This window comes from Clostridium sp. HBUAS56017 (genome assembly GCF_007115085.1).
Taxonomy (GTDB): Bacteria; Bacillota; Clostridia; order Clostridiales; family Clostridiaceae; genus Clostridium; species Clostridium cibarium.
The window spans coordinates 29,517-49,499 of record NZ_SULK01000002.1 but is presented as its reverse complement, the minus strand read 5'-3'; the positions used below and the strand labels follow the sequence as shown (position 1 = coordinate 49,499).

Below are 19,983 nucleotides of genomic sequence, written 5' to 3'. Positions count from 1 at the left end.
TTAAGTATATTTTTTACATATAGAAACAATAAAATCTAATTTCAAAGTAGATTCTCATGTCTAATATATTAAAATCTTTAAAAGCAATCATATATTTTTTAGATATAAAAAAAAAGCCAGTCACATTTGACTGGCTTTCTTATTTAACTCTATTTTCTTGTTCTTCTTAAAAATACAGGAATATCTAAATCATCTTCTTGAGTATTATAAGATTGTTTTTCTTCTACTTCCTTCTCTTCAACAACAGTAGCTGCAACTTCTGATTTTTCCTCTGAGGTAGCAACTTTTGCTCTTTCTTGAACTTTTTTCTCTACAAATAATTCACTAGTTACTTCAGCTTCAAATCCTGTAGCTATTACAGTTATTCTAATTTCATCGTTTAATGTTTCATCTATAACAGCACCAAAAATTATGTTTGCATCAGGGTCTGCTGATTCTCTTACAACATCAGCTGCTTCATAAACTTCAAGAGCCCCTAAATCTCCTCCACCTGTAAAGTTTAAAATTACTCCGGTAGCACCATTTATAGATGTTTCTAATAACGGAGAAGCAATTGCTTGTTTTACAGCGTCTGCAGCTCTATTATCTCCCTTACCATATCCAACTCCCATATGTGCAAGTCCTTTATCTAACATTACTGCCTTAATATCAGCAAAGTCAGCATTTACTACACCCGGAATAGTTATTAAATCTGAAATCGCCTGTACACCTTGTCTTAACACATCATCTGCCAATTTAAATGAATCTAATAAAGTTGTCTTCTTATCTGCCATTGACAACAATCTTTCATTAGGAATAATGACTAATGTATCAACTTTTTCCTTAAGATTAGCTATTCCCATTTCAGCAAATCTCATTCTCCTCTTTCCTTCAAATGGAAATGGTTTAGTTACAACTCCCACTGTTAATATATCTAAAGATTTTGCTATCTCAGCTACAACTGGTGCTGCACCTGTTCCAGTACCTCCACCCATTCCAGCAGTAATAAACACCATATTAGCTCCCTTTATAGCAGCTGTAATCTCTTCTCTACTTTCTTCTGCAGCCTTTTGTCCTATTTCAGGATTAGCTCCTGCTCCTAGACCTTTTGTTAATTTTTCTCCAATTTGTATTTTTTGATTTGCATGTGATAGCATCAAAGCTTGTTTATCTGTATTAATTGCGATAAATTCTACATTTTTCACACCTTCAACAATCATTCTATTAACAGCGTTGCTTCCTCCACCGCCACAACCAATAACCTTTATATTAGTTAATTCTTGCATATCAACTTCAAAATCTAACAAAGTAATTCCTCCTTTAGAATATATCTTTAAGAAAACCTTTAAGTCTGCCTAAAATTCCACTTTCTGTTTTCTCTAAAGATTTATCATCTTTCATTTCATTTAATAAATATTCCACTTCAATTTCTGTTGAATTTTTACTTAATAATTTAAAATTATCAAATACATCCTTAACAAGTGCTAATGATGTAATATTAAAAGAATTTTTCATTCCCAAATCATCTTTGGTCACTATCTTAGCATTTTGGTTAAACTCATTTTTGACCAAATCTAAAATATTTTGATAGTAACTTATACCATCTCCGTATATTATTATACTACAAATTCCTCGATAATAGGAAGTGTTTTTTAATCCACTATTAACAATTTTTAATAATTCTTCAAGTCTTGCTTTAGTCACTTCATAAAACAGTGTCTTTGATACTTTTGATGTACCAACCTCTACAATTTCTTCTATGCTTTCGTCATTATAGATTGTTTCATAATTACTAGAATAAATCAACTTTATATTTTCTGCTTCACCCATTGAAAACTTACCACATACTGATAAATCTCTTGTGACGTTATTCCCTCCCACAGGAATATTATCCAAGTATCTTAAAACTCCATTATTAAATAATGCAAAATCAGATGTTTCACCGCCAATATCAATTAGCACTCTTGAATCCATATTTTTATTTTCCTGTAAAAAGATCTTTCTACCTGCTACTATATTAACTTTAAAACCTTTAAATATGTATCCATTATCAGTTATAACTTTCTTGAATTTATTTAGTTCCATACTTGGCCCTAAAATAGCAGTAATATTAATCTTTAAAATATTCCCCATCCAACCAGTAACATTATCATAAATTATTTTATCATCCAAATTATAATAATTAATTATTATATCTACTACTTCTTCTCCTTCTAATAAATTAACTATTTTTTTACCCTTTTCAATTGCTCTTTTAATATGCTTACTAAATACTTTACCTTCCTTTAGATTAATAGTCGGAAATACTTCAACAATTCTTAATCTCCTTGTAGATATACCTGCATATATTTCTGTTATTGATTCATTTGTAATAGCTTTAAGTTTGTCCAATAATTCCGTAAATGCTTTTTCACATTTAACTTCATCAGTTATAAAGCCTTTTTCTATTCCTTGTGATGGCAAAAATGAAGTTCCAAGAATATTAATTTCCTCTTCTTCAGCCCTTCCTAAGGAAGCCGAAAGCTTTGAACTACCAAAGTCAACTGCTGCTATTATTTTTTTTTGCATCTCATATGATTCCTCCTTGCTAGTTAAGCTATATATCATATTCAACATAAAATTACAAAATCCTTTAAAATTCTATAATTTTGATTTTATCATTTACAAGCTAAAATTCCTACAGAAATTATAAGGAAATTTCTATAGGAATTTATGGTTCTCTATTACATAATCACCATTCTCTGCAGCACTTCTCTTTCTACCGCAAAGTTCATTGCCACTTCACTTGAAATTACTCCACTCCTATATAATTCTGCCAATGACATATCCATTGTTTTCATGCCATATCTATTACCTGTTTGAATTGTTGATTCAATTTGATGAGTTTTACCCTCTCTAATTAAATTTTGTATTCCAGGAGTAATTGTCATTATTTCCAAAGCAGCAACTCTTCCTTTTTCATCTTGTTTTGGTAACAACTGCTGAGAAATTATTCCTTGTAATACAGCTGCTAACTGTACCTTAACTTGTTGTTGCTGATTAGGTGGAAAAACATCAATAATTCTATCAATTGTTTTTGCTGCACCAATGGTATGAAGTGTGGAAAACACTAAGTGTCCTGTCTCAGCAGCTGTTATAGCTATACTTATAGTTTCAAAATCTCTCATTTCTCCTACTAGAATTACATCTGGATCTTCTCTAAGAATTGCTCTTAATGCATTACTATAACTTTTACTATCATTTCCTATCTCTCTCTGATTGACAATACACTTATTATGTCTATGCAAATACTCTATTGGGTCTTCCAAAGTAATTATATGAGCTTGTCTTGAATTGTTTATTTCATTTATCATTGCAGCTAGTGTTGTTGATTTACCGCTTCCAGTAGGTCCTGTTACAAGTACCAGCCCTCTATTTTTGGTTGTTAACTCTTTTATTATCTTAGGATGATTTAACTGATCTAATGTAGGAATTTCCATTGTAATTACCCTTAAAGCTATTGCATCACTATTTCTTTGCTTAAAAACATTTACCCTAAATCTACCAACACCTTCTAATGCATATGAAATATCGTATTCTCCAATTTCACTATATTTAGCAAAATTATCTGCTAAAATTTCCTTAGCAAATCCTTTCACATCAGAAACAGTCAAATTATCTCCTTCCATTTTTACTAGCACACCATTAATTCTTACTGTAGGCGGAATTCCTACTGTAAGGTGTAAATCAGACGCTTTAAGTTCTACTGTTTTTAATAACAGCTCTTTGATAGAACGCATTTTTATCCACTCCTATCCATTTTTTAATATTTTTTACACAACAAAATACTTATTCTATGAAAAAAACTAAATTCCTCCAAGTTGTTAGAAGAATTTAGCTATTTTCTTAGAGCTTGGTATAAAGCGCCTTTTCTAATTTTTTTAATGCTTTTTTTTCAATCCTTGATACATAAGATCGAGAAATATTAAGCAAGCTTGCAATTTCTCTTTGAGTTCTACATCTGCCATCTTCCAGCCCATATCTCATCATAATAATATTGCATTCTCTTTTACTTAAAATTTCAAACATCTTATTATACAATGCTTTTATCTGCAGATTACTTTCAACTTTATCTATTACTGAATCCTTTTCACTACTTAACACATCAATTAAACAAATTTCATTTCCTTCTTTATCAACTCCTATAGGATCCTGTAAATATACCTCACTTTTTTGTTTCTTATTATTTCTAAAAAGCATTAATATTTCATTTTCTATGCATCTTGATGCATAGGTTGCAAGTCTAGTTCCTTTTCCAATATCGAAAGAATCAATAGCCTTTATTAGTCCTACTGTTCCAATCGAGATAAGTTCATCAACATCTTTATTAGGAAAAGAATATTTTTTTACTATATGAGCAACTAACCTTAAATTTCTTTCTATAAGTACACTCTTTGCTCTCTTATCTCCTTCTTTTAACTTTTTCAAATACACTTCTTCTTCTTTTTCATCTAAAGGTAATGGAAATGTATTATTACCATTGATGTAACCTGTTAATAATAGGGAGCTAGATATAAGATCTAAAACATTAGTTATTAAAAACATCTTACTCCTCCTATCCATGCTTATTACTATACTATTCAGAATAGGAGTATTTATTGACTAAATATCTCAAATTATTAAAATCTTATTTAGTTTTTCTCATTTTGTTGACAGAATACTACCTTAAGTTACTTAGTTTATGAATTTAATGACTTAACTATTTCTCTAAATATTGGTGCTGCCGTATTTCCTCCTCCTAGCTCCTCCCCAGCACCTCCTTTACCCTCTATATTAGGCGTAAAAACTGTCATTGTATATGTTTTATTCTTTATTGTGAAGAAACCAGTAAACCATCCATGAGTATTTTTATCACCACTAGTTGCCGATCCTGTTTTCCCACCGATTGTAATCCCATCCACTTTTGCATTTACACCCGTACCTCTTAACACAACTTGCATCATAGCCTTTTTCATTAACTTACTTGTTGTTTCACTAAATACTCTATACTGTTGAGTTTTAAAATCTTCTATTATATTATCATCACTATCAACAGTACTTTCTATAATAAATGGTTTTATATATACACCATTATTTACAATAGTATTTGCCGCCCCTAATATTTGAAGTGGTGAAACAGTTAAACACTGACCTATTGATATATTATTAACTCCTGCCTCTTCTTTTGGTATTTCTCCAACTGCTTCATTCCTTCCATCCCCTTGTATTCCAAGTACTCTTGAAAATAACCCCATCTTCTTTGAGTATTCAATAATTGTATCATATCCAATTTCCGTTCCAACTTTTGCAATACAATCATTACATGATTTAACCAAAGCATCTTCTAATGCTAAACTTCCATGAGGCGTTTTACATATAGCTCCCTTACATGTATATACATCACTGAGCGTTACTTCTCCTTTATCTAGAGCCGCTCCTAATGTAATTAATTTAAACACGGATCCAGGTTCATATCCAACTCCTTCTATAGAAAGATTAACATTAGCTTGAGTCTCATCTTTTTGTACCATAGCTCTTATTTTTCCTGTATCTGATTCCATTATTGTTACTCCGACATTTTTTAAGCTATCGAACTCTTTCCTCTCAAGAATTTCTCTAATTTTTTCCTCTATATCTTTATTAATTGTCAATTTAATGTTAGTATTTTTATCTACCAAAACCTGTTTATCTTTTGAATAAATATATCTATCGTTTAAAGAAAATTCCTTTTGAGGCTCCTGATTTTTTGAAGTTAAATTATATATATGCTCTTCCATGGAATCTTCTATTACCTTATCTTTTTCAGGTATTTGACTTAAAATACTACTTATTTTCCACGCTTCTTTTTTATCCGTTTCATCATAAACATAAGTATAAATTCCTTTTATATTTTCAAGTTCATTAATTTTCTTATATGCATCTTCTGAAATGTTATAATATAATTTCCCACTTGACTTCATAACGTCTGTATAATTAAAATTTTCATCTTCACCTTTCATTATAAAATTTAATGCCATCAAATCTTCTAGAGTTTCTTCATAATTATTTAAACTAAATGGCTTCTTATCTATTACTAATACATATTTTTTATTATACCTTAACAAATCCTTTCCATTAGTATCTAAAAGCCTATACTCTGAATCGCTTATTTTCTCTGACTGAAGAGATTGATAATTTCCTAGAACCTCTTCAGACGGAAAAACTTGAAGATAGAAAAGCCTAACGGTTAGAGCCATTAACAAGACCGTAAATATATATAATGTTAATCTTATTCTTGAATCATATCTTGGAATAAAAATAAAAAACACCTTCCCTCTATCATAAATTTTAGACAGAGTGAAAGTGTTTTATTCAACTAATTAAGTATATCTTTCATCTTGGTTACAAGAATATCTATAGCAACTTTATTATGTCCACCTTCGGGAATAATAATATCTGCAAATCTCTTTGTCGGTTCTGTAAATTGAAAATGCATAGGTCTTACCACTGTAAGATATTGATTTACTACTGAGTCAATAGTTCTTCCTCTTTCTTCCATATCTCTAAGAAGTCTTCTTATTATTCTAACATCAGCATCAGTATCCACATATACTTTTATATCTAAAAGATCTCTAATTCTCTTATCTTCTAAAATAAGTATACCTTCAACTATAATAATTTCCTTAGGTTCAACAGGTATAGTTTCCCTAGATCTTGTATGTATAGTGAAATCATATATTGGTTTTTCTATAGATTCCCCTTTTGATAATGTCTTTAAGTGTTCTACTAAAAGAGTATTATCAAATGCCTTAGGATGATCATAGTTTGTCTTAACCCTTTCTTCCATGCTAAGGTGACTTTGATCTTTATAATACGCATCTTGTTGCATCATCACAATCTTTTCCCCACCAAAACTTTCAAAAATTTCATTTGCTATAGTACTTTTACCCGAGCCAGATCCTCCAGTAATTCCTATTAATATAGGTTTATTCATTAATTATCCTCCTTGTATCCTTAAAGACTCAATACTTTTTTTCCTTTAATCAACATATCATTTTCTTTTAATGGCTTATCTACCTTTGCTGTGAATATCATTTGCGCCCTATTAGCCACATCTGTATCTACATTTTTTTCAACATCAAACATATCCATTAATGTTACATTAAAATCAGGTGTACGAGCTCTTAAAACTTCAACACAATCATCTTTAAATACCCTATTCTTTTGTAATATAGTTGCAACTTTTGTTTCTGGATCATATGATTTTACTATTCCAACTATATCATAATTTCTTATGTATGAAGATACATCATAATTCTGTTCACCATTTCTACCAAAGAAGAATCCAGTATGATACTGTCTATGACTAACTCTGTTAAGTATATGCATCCATTCCTCTTTAAACTCATATCCTTCTGGATTTTCAAAATAGGAGTCAACTGCTTCTCTATAAGCTTTCACAGCAGATGCAACATAGAATTCACTTTTCATTCTTCCTTCAATTTTCAAAGAATGTATTCCACTTTCTACAAGTTCTGGTATATGTTTTATCATACATAAATCTTTAGAATTCATTATATATGTTCCATCTTCATCTTCCACAACAGGATAATATTCTCCCGGTCTAGTTTCCTCTACCAAAGCATATTTATATCTGCAGGCATTTGAACATATACCTTTGTTAGCATCCCTACCTAGCATATAATTTGATATTAAACATCTTCCTGAATAAGCTATGCACATTGACCCATGAACAAAAGCTTCCAGTTCACAATCCTCTGGTAGGTTTTCTTTAAATCCTTTAATTTCATTGAAAGTAAGTTCTCTTGCAAGAACAATTCTCTTTACTCCTTGATCATACCAAAATTTTGCAGCCATCCAGTTTACAGTATTTGCTTGAGTACTTAAATGAATTTCTAAATTAGGTGCTGCCTTTTTAGCAGCTACTATTATGGCCGGATCACCTGCAAGAATTGCATCTATACCCAATTCTTCAAGACCTTTTATATATTCTTCAACACCATTTAGATCATAATTTCTCGCAAAAACATTAACAACTGCATATACTTTTCTTCCTCTATCGTGGCAATATTTTACACCTTCTGCTATTTCTTCATTGGTAAAATTATTAGAAAATGCTCTTAAATTAAGTTTTCCACCACCTAAGTAAACAGCGTCTGCTCCAAAATCTATTGCTATTTTTAATTTTTCCAAACTTCCTGCTGGTGCTAAAATTTCAGGTTTAATTCTATTTTTCACTTTTTTACCTCCTCTTTGTCACTGCAATACCATCTCCCATTGGTATTACAGATGTGATCAAATCTTTATCATTTGATACCATATCTAAATATGTACGCATTCTTTTTACTATTGTTATCTTTCTTCTTTTTACCAAATCATTCGAAGCTATCATTCCCCTAAAAAGCACATTATCAGCAATTATAATACCATCCTTTTTAAGTAATCTCAAGCAATGAGGCAAAAAATGATTATAATGCCCTTTACCTGCATCCATAAAGATCAAATCAAAAGGCTCATCTAAATTCTCTAAGACTTCTAAACAATCGCCTTCTTTTATTTCTATCTTCTCTTGTAGATTGAACTTTTCTAAATTTAGTCTAGCTAATTCAATCATCTTTTCATCTCTTTCAATAGTAACAATATCAGGATTTGTACCTGCTGCTTCATACATAAGAATAGAAGAAAAGCCAATTGCTGTTCCAAGTTCAAGAATTCTCAAAGGCTTTTTAATGCTAACCATAAATTCGAGAAATTTACCAGTTTCTTTTTGTACTATAGGCACACCATTTTCTACAGCAAAATTTTCTATATCCTTTAATATACCTTGTTTATCTGGAATGAGTCCTCTAATATATTCTTCCATATAATCATAAGTAATTCCGCTCATACTTTCCTCCTAATTAATAACCTTGTTTCTTTTTCATATCATTATGTTCTTTTTCCGATTCAGAAAAATATTGCTTTCCGCCTTGTCCCCTTAACGATAGAAAGTATAAATAATTTGTACTTTCAGGATTTAGCACTGCCAAAATAGATTCTTTGCCTGGACTTGCAATGGGTCCTATTGGTAAGCCACCATATTTGTATGTATTATAAGGTGATTCAACACTTATATCCGAATTTGTAAGCACTACCTTCTTATCATATCCTACAACATAATTAACTGTTGAACAAAATTCTAATTTCATCCCTTTTTTCAATCTATTTTCAATAACAGAAGCCACCTTAGGTCTCTCATCATCTAATACAGCTTCTTTTTCAACAAGTGATGCCTTCGTTATTATAGTTTCTATTTCATTATCATCTATTGTTTTTCCAGTTTCATCTGAAATTTCCTTCATCTTAACCTGAAAATTATTTAACATAGTATTAATAACTTCTTTTGGAGTTACCCCTTTATCAAAAAAGTATGTATCAGGATATAGATACCCCTCTAAATTATACTTTTTATTCTTATCTGCTTTCACAAACTTGGGTACTTCATATTGTTTAGCTTCATTTAAAAATTCATCTTTTGAAAACAATCCATTTTCTTCAAACCTATTAGCAATACTTTCTATAGAATAACCTTCTGGAATAGAAATAGCTACTTGATTTTTACTTGAATCCTCTGCTTCTAGAGATTTAATCAATTCTTCTAATGAACTATCTTTTTTTATTTCATATTCACCTGGAAATAAACTAATAGTTTTATATGATATCTTCAAACTCAATTTAACTATAAACTTATTTCGCAAATTTCCTTCTTTATCTAGCTTATCTAAAATAGAATTAAAAGCTTCTCCTTCACCAACATTTATTTCTATGGTGTCATTGTTTGATTTTAATGGTCTACTCACTATACTGTTATAATAATATGCTCCACCTAATAAAATAGCAATTATGATTGTAATAATTCTACTAAACTTTATCTTGATAGTATTTTTCTTCATAAAATCCCCCTATATACAAAAGTAAATAGCCTTTTCGGCTATTTACTTAATTATAATACTATTTATAGAGTTTATAAAGTGTAAATATACTTATACCAACTTAATACTACAAAAATAAATAAATTACTTTTTATTTCTACTTATAAGTCTTCTTCTATCTCCACTATTTAAAACTTTCTTTCTCATTCTTATGTTCAATGGAGTTACCTCAACTAACTCATCATTATTAATAAATTCAAGTGAATTTTCAAGAGACATTACTATTGGAGGTACAAGTTTAACAGCTTCATCTGCGCCTGATGATCTTGTATTTGTAAGTTTCTTACCCTTACATACATTTATATCAATATCTTCCGCTCTACCACACACACCTACAATCATACCTTCATAAACAGCAGTACCTGCTCCTATAAATAACGATCCTCTTTCTTGTGCATTAAATAATCCATATGCAATTGCATCTCCAGCTTCAAAAGAAACTATTGATCCTCTGCTTCTTGTAGGAATTTCTCCTTTATATGGACCATAACTATCAAATACATGGTTCATAATTCCATTACCCTTTGTATCTGTCATGAATTCATTTCTAAATCCTATTAGACCTCTAGCTGGCACCTTAAATTCAAGTCTTGAATAACCATTTACAGCTGATGTCATATTAACCATTTCTGCTTTTCTTGGTCCAAGCTTTTCCATTACAGGTCCCATAAATTCTTCAGGAACATCAATTGTTAAATATTCTATTGGCTCTAGTTTCTTACCATTTTCTTCTTTGAAAATAACATTTGCCTTTGATACTTGGAATTCATACCCTTCTCTTCTCATAGTTTCAATTAATATAGATAGGTGTAATTCACCTCTACCTGAAACTTCGTAGCAATCTGGAGTTATTTCTCTAACTCTTAAACTTACGTTTGTTTCTAACTCTTGCATAAGCCTATCTCTTAAATGTCTTGAAGTTATAAATTCTCCTTCTTGTCCTGCAAGTGGTGAATCATTAACCATAAAGTTCATGCTTAATGTAGGTTCATCTATATGAACAAATGGTAATGCTTCTGGCTCATTTGAATCTGCAATTGTATCCCCAATATTTGCTTCAGTAACACCACTTAATGCCACTATATCACCAAATGATGCTTCTTCAGTTTCTTCTCTCTTTAATCCGTTATATGTAAATAAATTTGTTACTTTATAATTTTTTGTTGATCCATCATTGCTGATAAGTGTTACAGTTTGATTTTTCTTAACCTTACCTCTATGAATCTTCCCTATAGCTATTTTCCCTACGAATGCATTTGAATCTAATGTAGAAACAAGCATTTGTAATGGAGCATCAACATAACCTTCTGGACAATCTACATTTTTTAATATTGTCTCGAATAAAGGTTGCATATCTTCATTTGTATCCTCAACGTTATATCTAGCAAATCCATTTCTAGCTGATGCATATATTATTGGGAAATCTAATTGTTCGTCATTAGCTCCTAGTTCAATAAATAATTCAAACACTTCATCTATAACCTCTTCAGGTCTTGCATCTGATTTATCAATTTTATTTATAACAACAATTGGTTCTAATCCTAATTCTAAAGCTTTCTTTAATACGAATTTAGTTTGAGGCATTGGTCCTTCGTAAGAGTCAACTACAAGTAAAACTGAATCAACCATTTTAAGTACACGTTCAACTTCTCCACCAAAATCAGCATGCCCTGGAGTATCTATTATATTTATCTTTACACCATCATGCATTACAGCTGTATTTTTAGATAAGATTGTAATTCCTCTCTCTTTTTCTAAATCATTAGAGTCCATTACTCTTTCTTCTACTTTTTCGTTTGATCTAAAAATATTACTTTGTCTTAATAAGGCATCAACTAGTGTTGTCTTACCATGGTCAACGTGAGCTATAATAGCTATATTTCTGATATCTTCTCTTTTAATTAAATCCATTATTTACCTCCATAAATTTGGTTTCTCTTTATGTAAACCTATAAATAATTTTTTCCAAAATAAAATTGGATACTATCGTATCCAATTTTCAACAACATTTTTATTTTAAACTTATATACGAAAAAAGTCAATATATTATATTTCCATTATAATTGGTAAAATCATAGGCTTTCTCTTTGTTTTTTCGTATAAGAATTCTCTTAATTCATCTCTCATATTAGCTTTTAAAGTTGCCCAGTCAGTAATCTTCTTTTGTTCACATTCCCTAAGAACATTCTTAACTATTTCTCGAGCTTCCTCCATAAGTCCTTCAGATTCTCTTACATATACAAAGCCTCTAGAAATAATATCTGGACCAGCTATTACAGTTCCAGTATCCCTTTCTATTGTAACTACAACAGTAAGAATACCATCCTGAGATAAATGTTTTCTATCCCTTAAAACAATATGTCCTACATCACCTACACCTAATCCATCTACAAAAACTTGCCCTGATGTTACAGTACCGCTCTTTTTAATGTAGTTTCTCGTAACTTCAATTACATCGCCATTTTCAGCTATTACAAAATTTCTATCTGGTAAACCTAATTTACAAGCTAACTCCGCATGTTGCTTTAAATGTCTATATTCCCCATGAACTGGTATGAAGAATCTTGGTTTAACCAATGTTTGCATTAGTTTTAACTCTTCTTGACAAGCATGCCCAGACACATGAACTTCTGCCAAGGATTCATAAATAACTTCTGCACCTTTTTTAAATAATTGATTGATCACTCTAGAAACAAATTTTTCATTTCCTGGTATTGGTGATGCAGAAATTATTACAGTGTCGCCTTCAATCACATTTATCTTTTTATGCTCTGATGCTGCCATCCTTGCTAGCGCAGACATAGGCTCACCTTGGCTACCTGTGGTGATTAATACAACTTGATCATTTGAATATTTTGAAATTTGGTCAATTGATATTAATGTTCCCTCTTCCATTTCTAAATATCCAAGTTCCATAGCTACTTGAACTATATTTTCCATACTTCTTCCCGATACAGCAACTTTTCTTCCATATTTCTCTGCTGCATCAATGATTTGTTGAATTCTATGAACATTTGATGCAAAAGTTGCAACAATTATTCTTCCTGATGCCTTATTGAAAATTCTTAAAAAACTTTCTCCAACCGTTCTTTCTGACATAGTATATCCAGTTCTCTCTACATTTGTAGAATCTGCAAGCATAACTAACACACCTTTTTTCCCTAGCTCTGCAAATCTTGCAAAATCAGTTAACTCGCCATCAATTGGTGTGTAATCAATTTTAAAATCTCCAGTGTGTAGGATTACACCTAAAGGTGTGTGAATTGCAATTGCAACTGAATCTGCAATAGAATGACTGGTTTTAATAAATTCAACAGAAACGACATTTAACTTAATAATATCCCTTGGCTTAACTCTTATAAGTTCAGTTGATCCTAATAACCCGTGTTCTCTAAGCTTTGTCTCAACAATTCCAAGAGTCAACTTAGTACCATATACAGGAACATTTAATTGCTTAAGTACATAAGGTAATGCACCAATATGGTCCTCATGTCCGTGAGTTAAAAAAATACCTCTAATTTTCTCTTGATTCTTAATTAGGTATGAGACGTCGGGAATTACCACATCTATTCCAAACATATCTTCGTCTGGGAATCTAAGGCCACAGTCTATTACTACTATATCATCCTTAAACTCAATAGCTGTTAGGTTTTTACCGATTTCACTCAAGCCTCCAAGAGGTATTATCTTAACCTTCGCTCTTTCTGTTCTCATATTTCCCCTCCTTATTTAATTTTTATATAAACAAAGGAACTCTCACTTAAATTAAGATATCCTTTTATTCATCTAATTTTTTCTGACATTCACTACAGATTCCATAGAACTTAACAGAATGATCAACTATCTTGAAATCATAACTACTCTCAATTTTAGCTTCAAGTTTTTCTAAAAGATCATCTTCAACTTCTATAACTCTATTACAAATATTACATACAAGATGGTGATGCCTATGAGTTTCATCACTATGAACTAATTCATATCTACTACATCCATCATTTAAATGCAGTCTACTAACTACACCTATCTCCTCAAGTAATAAAATCGTTCTATATACTGTAGCCAAACCTATTTCTGGGCAATTCTTTTTAACTTCATCATAAATTTCTTCTGCTGTTAAATGCTTGCCCTCACTATCTACTATAGTATCTACAATAGCTCTTCTTTGAGGAGTTAACTTATATCCTTTTTTCTTTAGTTCCTCTTTTAAAACATTGTAGTCTATATCGATAACCTTACTCATTAACAACACCTCTCTTTTTAATTACTCTTCTATATCCTCTTGCATTAATAATTCATATGTTTCTGCAACTAAATCAAACTCTTTCTCATCTTCTATAGTTATATAACTTTCATTTCCATCTTCATCTTTTATATATTTTAAGACATACGCTTCATCAGCATCCACACCCGCTGGAGTAACAACAACATATTCTGTATTTAAATCTTCAATTTTGAAGAATGTAATAACTTTCATTTTTTCTTCTTTACCCTCTTCATTTAACAGGTAAATAAATTCCAATTCTTTAACCATTTATTTTTATCTCCTTTTGTAATCATTTTAATGACTATATGCTCACATTGTCAATAATAATTTTCAGTTAATAAAATTATTACCTCATGTTAGCTATTCTATCTAAATAACCTTGAAGTATATACGTAGCCGCAATCTTATCTACTATCTTTTTCCTTTTTCCTCTAGACATATCTGCTTCTAACATTGCTCGGTGAGCTGCAACAGTTGTAAGTCTTTCATCCCAAAACTCTATTTTTAATTCTATTTCACTCTTTATCAATTCAGAAAATTCAATTATTTTTTCTCCTGCAAACCCAATAGATCCGTTCATATTTTTAGGAAGTCCTATTACTATAGTCTCAACTTCGTACTCATTGCATATCTTTTTAAGCATCTCAATATCCTTAACTTTATTTTGCCTTCTTATTGTTGTAATACCTTGTGCTGTAAATCCCAAAGGATCTGAAATAGCCACTCCAATTGTTTTTTGACCTACATCTAATCCTAATATTCTCATACTTGTACTCCTGTACTTTAACATATTTAAAGGTGCCCGATATTTAACGGGCACCCTTTATTTTATCTCTAAATAAGATTTTATTACTTCTTCAAGGATTTCATCTCTTTCGAGTTTCCGTACTAAAGCTCTTGCTCCGTTATAATTTGTAATGTAAGTAGGGTCTCCAGAAATTAGATATCCAACAAGTTGATTTATAGGATTATATCCTTTCTTCTGTAAAGAATCATAGACCTCTGTTAATATTGCTTTTGTTAACGCTTCTTTATTTTTAGATACATCAAATTGCATTGTTTGTTCTATATTGTTACTCATAATTCTGCTGCAAACTTTGCAGCTCACCCCCTTACAAATTGTTAAGGAATCCAACTGTTACCTTTAGTATACCCTTATGATATTCCTTTATACTAATACAATTATACTCTACATTTTTCTAAATGTACACTATTTTGCTAAAGATTTAAGTATTTCAAAAACCTTTTCCACTGCTTCATTTACCTTTTCAGGATTCTTTCCGCCAGCTTGAGCCATATCAGGTCTACCGCCACCGCTTCCTCCAACTATTGAAGCAACTTCCTTAATTATTTTACCACAATGAACACCTAAATTTGTGCAATCCTTAGTTGCCATAGAGACTAAATTAACCTTTTCTGAAGTATTGCTAACTAAAACAACAACTCCTGTACCCATCTTATTTCTAATCTTATCAGCTAAATCTCTAAGCGCATTTCCATCAACATTCTCTAAAGAATATGAAATTACCTTTATATCATTTATAACTTTAGCAGACTTTAATATCTCCTCTTCGATACCACTTGTTAGCTTACTCTTTAATTCAGCAATTTCTTTTTCTTTTTCCTTAATTTCTGAATTTTGTGCCATTATCTTGTTTACTATATCTTTATCATTACATTTTAAGGCATGACATGCATCCTTTAATATATTTTGCTTTTCTTCTATAAACTTAATTGCATTAAATCCTGTTACTGCTTCTATTCTTCTAGTACCAGCTGCAACCCCACTTTCTCCAATTATCCTAAATAGCCCTATTTCTCCAGCGTTACCTACATGAGTTCCACCACATAATTCTTTAGAAAACTCTCCTACTGATACAACTCTTACCTTATCTCCATATTTGTCATCAAATAAAGCCATTGCTCCACTCTCTTTTGCTTCTTCTAAAGTCATAAGATTAGTTTCAACTGAATAAACCTCCATGATTTTTTCATTTACTAAAGCTTCTACCTTATCTAATTCATCCAATGATAAGCCTTGGAAATGTGTAAAGTCAAATCTTAGTCTTTCATCGTCAACATAAGATCCAGCTTGATTCACATGCTCGCCAATAACTTCTTTTAATGCTTCTTGTAGCATATGCGTTGCAGTGTGATTCCTACTTATATTATTTCTTCTTAACTTATCTACCTTAAGAGTAACTTCATCACCTTCGCTTATAATACCTTCTTGAACTCTTACATAATGTATAGTTTTTCCACCAACATTCTTCTTAGTATTATATACTTCAGCAACTAAGCCCTTACCTAAAATAACACCATTATCTCCTACTTGCCCCCCCATTTCAGCATAAAATGGAGTTTTATCAGTTAGGATAAATCCTTCTTCCCCAGCAGATAAACTTTTTACAAATTCTGTTTCATTGGCTAAAACCATCACTTTGCTAGTAACTTCAAGTGACTTATATCCAACAAATTCACTTGAAACAGATGCATCTATCTTATTTATAGCTAATTCTTCACTACCCATATAAGAAGATTCACCTCTTGCATTTCTAGCTCTTGTTCTTTGATCTTCCATTTCTTTCTCAAAGTTTTCTTTATCAACTTTTAATCCTTTTTCATCACAAATTTCTTCTGTTAATTCATAAGGAAAACCAAATGTATCATATAACTTAAATGCTTTATCTCCAGCTAAAGTATCCTTACCATCTTTTATTAATTCATCAATATAACCTAAAAGTATATTCATACCAGAATCTATAGTCTCATTAAATCTTTCCTCTTCTAATGACACTATTTTTTCAATGTATTCCTGATTTTCTTTAAGTTCTGGATAAGCACCTCCATAGTTTTTAACTACTTCATCTACTATTTCTGTTAAGAATAATCCTTTAATTCCAAGAAGTCTTCCATGTCTTGCAGCTCTTCTAAGTAGTCTTCTAAGAACATATCCTCTACCTTCATTACTTGGGCCAACTCCATCAGAAATAAGCATAGTTACACCTTTAACGTGGTCGGTTATTATTCTAAGTGAAACATCCTTATCTTTATCTTCTCCATATTTAACCCCTGATAAACTAGATACCTTTGCTAAAATATTTTTAACAGTATCTATTTCAAATATATTGTCAACACCTTGCATTATTGTTGCAATTCTTTCAAGTCCCATTCCAGTATCTATATTAGGATGATCCAATTTGTTGTAATTTCCATCCTCATCTTTATCAAATTGAGTAAATACTAAATTCCAAAATTCAACTACTCTATCTTCATCGGCAGCCTTTAAGAAGTCATCTACATTTCTTATTGTGCCATCTCCTCTATCGTAGTGAATTTCTGTACATGGTCCACATGGTCCCACTCCGATTTCCCAGAAATTATCATCTTTTCCTAATCTAAAGATTCTATCAACATCTACATCAGTTTTATTCTTCCAAATTTCAAAAGCCTCATCATCCTCTAGATATATTGTCACATATAGCTTATCTTTGGAAATTCCCAAAACTTCTGTAATAAACTCCCATGCCCAAGGAATTATTTCTTCCTTAAAGTAATCGCCAAAAGAGAAGTTTCCTAGCATCTCAAAGAATGTTCCATGCCTTGAAGTTTTTCCAACATTCTCAATATCACCAGTTCTTATACACTTTTGACATGTAGTAACCCTTCTTTTTGGTGGTTCTTGTAGCCCTGTAAAATATGGCTTCAATGGTGCCATACCTGCATTTATTAATAATAAACTCTTATCATTTTTGGGAACAAGAGAAAAACTTTTCATTCTTAAATGTTCTTTACCTTCAAAGAATTTTAAAAACTCTTCTCTTAGATCATTAGTTCCTATCTTCTTCATTTTTATTCCTCCATTAGATCATAATAAATAAAAAAAGCCCTCATCCCCAGCAAAGGGACGAAAGCATACTTCCGCGGTACCACCCTAATTATGTAAAAAATACATCTCTTAGATACTATATAGCTCCTAGGTAGCTTCGAAATATATTGTAAAAAGTTTTCACCAACCACTTTCTCTCTTAATACCAATGATATATCTACTAATCCTAATCATCACTTAATATTCATTTTCTTCTAAATTATATTTTAAGTTTTAACATCTGTCAATATTTTTATATTCTTATCAAAAACTTTTAAAATATACTTTTAAAATATATAGTAATTAATATCTTCCCAAATAACTTTGATTATGACTCCTATGGGTACTGCTACTAGCATTCCAATAAACCCACCAAAGTTTTCTCCTATGATTAGTAATATAATTATCATTAAAGGATGAATATTTATACTATCTCCTGTTATTTTAGGTGATAATATATTCCCTTCAATCTGCTGAAGTATCAATAAAGCAATCCCTGTCCATAGTCCTTTTGTAGGTGAGTCTAATAATGCTATAAAAACTATTGGAGCAGCTCCAAAAATAGGTCCAAAGTATGGAATAATATTCAAGATACCATTTAATATTGAAAGCCCTATTGAAAATTTCACTTTTAAAGCTATCAATACAAAAAAGGTTATTCCTCCTACAATAGCAGACAAAACCAATTGACTACCAATATATCTACTTAAAAGTCTATTAATATCAGATATTATTTTCTTAGTTACTCTTCTTTTTTTTAGTGGAACTAAATTTAAAAACTTAGCATTAATCTCTTTATTTTCTTTTAAAAAATAATAAGTAACCACCGGAACAACAGCCATAGATAATATATGTTCACTTATAGAAATTATATACTCAATAGATTCCCTTGATAGGAAATTCAAAAATTCTCCAATCTTAACTTTGCTTTCTTCATATATAAACTTAACAAAAGTCGAATTAAAATACCTAGAATTCTCTAACTTTTCTTCTATAAGCATAGTTATTCTTTTTATAACTGGTCCTAAATTATTAATTTCTCTAAAAATAGAAGGAATCAATAATATTAATGATATCACAAAAATAGTTATCAAAAATAAAATTAAAACAATAGAAATTATGCTGTTTTTCACTTTTGTTCTTTCATTAATAAAATTTCTAATAGGAACTAAAATATATGCAATTAAATAGGATATTAAAATAATATTTATTGTTTCTTTAAATGCATAACTAAATATATAGAAAAAAATTGAAAAAGTACTTATAAATATGAATATTAAGCTCCAAAATAACTTTTTATGCCTTTTTAACGTATCCATTTTTATTTATCTCATGAGGAATATTTTTAAAAACTATATTAGGTTCCCCTAAATATAGAATATAATCTTCTCCAAGTACAGAATTATTAATAAGAATTACTTCTTTTCCCCTTAATATTCTATCTATAATGCCAGGACTCACAATTAATCCTTTAATTTTATAACTTTCTTTCTCTATAAGTATATCTTCTACTATACCTTTGCTATTACCTAGCTTATCTATTACTTCCAAATCCTTTATATCAGAAAATTTTAGTCCACTTCCCTTACCAACACTTTTTACTAAAATATCATTGTCTTCCAATAAAATTATATCATTTACATCAACATAATTTCTCTTTCCCTTCATTTTATAATTATTAAATCCTATTCCTATCACCTGTCCCCTATAAAAATCAATATAAATCGACTTCGATATGCCTAACTTTTTTCCATTGGAGTCATAAATGTTTTTCATATATAAATCTTTACTTCGAAACATTGGAAAACCTCCTAAAAATCACCTTTATGTTAGTCTCCCACTAATCTACTAATTTATTCTAAAAAAACAGGTGATTATATCAC

General features: G+C 30.5%; 18 protein-coding genes and 1 other annotated feature. All 18 genes read right to left on the bottom strand.

Translation table 11 applies throughout. The features are described from left to right. Nucleotides 1-149: 149 nt before the first annotated feature. Complete coding sequence (gene ftsZ, locus FAY47_RS02435) at nucleotides 150-1,286, bottom strand: cell division protein FtsZ (protein ID WP_143314827.1); 1,137 nt, start codon at nucleotides 1,284-1,286, stop codon at nucleotides 150-152. Between the two features lie 13 nt (nucleotides 1,287-1,299). Then, nucleotides 1,300-2,547: a cell division FtsA domain-containing protein gene (locus FAY47_RS02430; RefSeq protein WP_185966692.1), complete on the bottom strand. Its 1,248-nt coding sequence runs from the start codon at nucleotides 2,545-2,547 to the stop codon at nucleotides 1,300-1,302. A 155-nt stretch (nucleotides 2,548-2,702) separates the two neighbouring features. Then, nucleotides 2,703-3,758 (bottom strand): type IV pilus twitching motility protein PilT, encoded by a 1,056-nt coding sequence (locus FAY47_RS02425; RefSeq protein WP_143314825.1) that lies wholly within the window; start codon nucleotides 3,756-3,758, stop codon nucleotides 2,703-2,705. Nucleotides 3,759-3,864: 106 nt separating this feature from the next. Next, complete coding sequence (sigK, locus tag FAY47_RS02420; RefSeq protein ID WP_143314824.1) at nucleotides 3,865-4,563, bottom strand: RNA polymerase sporulation sigma factor SigK; 699 nt, start codon at nucleotides 4,561-4,563, stop codon at nucleotides 3,865-3,867. Between the two features lie 134 nt (nucleotides 4,564-4,697). Continuing rightward, the gene (locus tag FAY47_RS02415; protein WP_243129520.1) at nucleotides 4,698-6,305 is read right to left on the bottom strand and encodes a penicillin-binding transpeptidase domain-containing protein; all 1,608 of its coding nucleotides are present in this window, start codon (nucleotides 6,303-6,305) and stop codon (nucleotides 4,698-4,700) included. 47 nt (nucleotides 6,306-6,352) lie between these two features. After that, nucleotides 6,353-6,970, bottom strand: a complete 618-nt coding sequence (udk, locus tag FAY47_RS02410) for a uridine kinase (protein WP_143314823.1) — start codon at nucleotides 6,968-6,970, stop codon at nucleotides 6,353-6,355. Nucleotides 6,971-6,990: 20 nt separating this feature from the next. Continuing rightward, a complete protein-coding gene (locus FAY47_RS02405) occupies nucleotides 6,991-8,235 on the bottom strand; it encodes a U32 family peptidase (protein WP_243129519.1) in 1,245 nt (414 codons plus the stop codon). 4 nt (nucleotides 8,236-8,239) lie between these two features. Next, complete coding sequence (locus tag FAY47_RS02400; RefSeq protein ID WP_143314822.1) at nucleotides 8,240-8,884, bottom strand: O-methyltransferase; 645 nt, start codon at nucleotides 8,882-8,884, stop codon at nucleotides 8,240-8,242. Nucleotides 8,885-8,897: 13 nt separating this feature from the next. Next, nucleotides 8,898-9,929: an endolytic transglycosylase MltG gene (gene mltG / locus FAY47_RS02395; protein ID WP_143314821.1), complete on the bottom strand. Its 1,032-nt coding sequence runs from the start codon at nucleotides 9,927-9,929 to the stop codon at nucleotides 8,898-8,900. A gap of 123 nt (nucleotides 9,930-10,052) precedes the next feature. Beyond that, nucleotides 10,053-11,879 carry a translational GTPase TypA gene (gene typA / locus FAY47_RS02390; RefSeq protein ID WP_143314820.1) on the bottom strand — a complete coding sequence of 609 codons (1,827 nt, stop codon included), beginning with the start codon at nucleotides 11,877-11,879 and terminating at the stop codon, nucleotides 10,053-10,055. A 135-nt stretch (nucleotides 11,880-12,014) separates the two neighbouring features. Then, entirely contained in the window at nucleotides 12,015-13,682 is a 1,668-nt protein-coding gene (locus FAY47_RS02385; protein WP_143314819.1) for a ribonuclease J, read from the bottom strand. A 64-nt stretch (nucleotides 13,683-13,746) separates the two neighbouring features. Next, nucleotides 13,747-14,208: a Fur family transcriptional regulator gene (locus FAY47_RS02380; RefSeq protein ID WP_143314818.1), complete on the bottom strand. Its 462-nt coding sequence runs from the start codon at nucleotides 14,206-14,208 to the stop codon at nucleotides 13,747-13,749. 21 nt (nucleotides 14,209-14,229) lie between these two features. Beyond that, complete coding sequence (locus tag FAY47_RS02375) at nucleotides 14,230-14,499, bottom strand: DUF1292 domain-containing protein (protein ID WP_143314817.1); 270 nt, start codon at nucleotides 14,497-14,499, stop codon at nucleotides 14,230-14,232. A gap of 79 nt (nucleotides 14,500-14,578) precedes the next feature. Further along, a complete protein-coding gene (ruvX, locus tag FAY47_RS02370; RefSeq protein WP_143314816.1) occupies nucleotides 14,579-14,998 on the bottom strand; it encodes a Holliday junction resolvase RuvX in 420 nt (139 codons plus the stop codon). Between the two features lie 57 nt (nucleotides 14,999-15,055). Continuing rightward, entirely contained in the window at nucleotides 15,056-15,313 is a 258-nt protein-coding gene (locus FAY47_RS02365; RefSeq protein ID WP_143314815.1) for an IreB family regulatory phosphoprotein, read from the bottom strand. Between the two features lie 129 nt (nucleotides 15,314-15,442). Further along, complete coding sequence (gene alaS, locus FAY47_RS02360; protein WP_143314814.1) at nucleotides 15,443-18,082, bottom strand: alanine--tRNA ligase; 2,640 nt, start codon at nucleotides 18,080-18,082, stop codon at nucleotides 15,443-15,445. Nucleotides 18,083-18,132: 50 nt separating this feature from the next. Beyond that, nucleotides 18,133-18,304: a binding site (T-box leader), on the bottom strand. An 83-nt stretch (nucleotides 18,305-18,387) separates the two neighbouring features. Then, nucleotides 18,388-19,419, bottom strand: coding sequence for an AI-2E family transporter (locus FAY47_RS02355; protein WP_143314813.1), 1,032 nt, complete (start codon nucleotides 19,417-19,419; stop codon nucleotides 18,388-18,390). Then, nucleotides 19,397-19,900 (bottom strand): PRC-barrel domain-containing protein, encoded by a 504-nt coding sequence (locus tag FAY47_RS02350; protein ID WP_143314812.1) that lies wholly within the window; start codon nucleotides 19,898-19,900, stop codon nucleotides 19,397-19,399. The genes FAY47_RS02355 and FAY47_RS02350 overlap by 23 nt, the downstream gene beginning before the upstream one ends. Nucleotides 19,901-19,983: the final 83 nt, after the last annotated feature.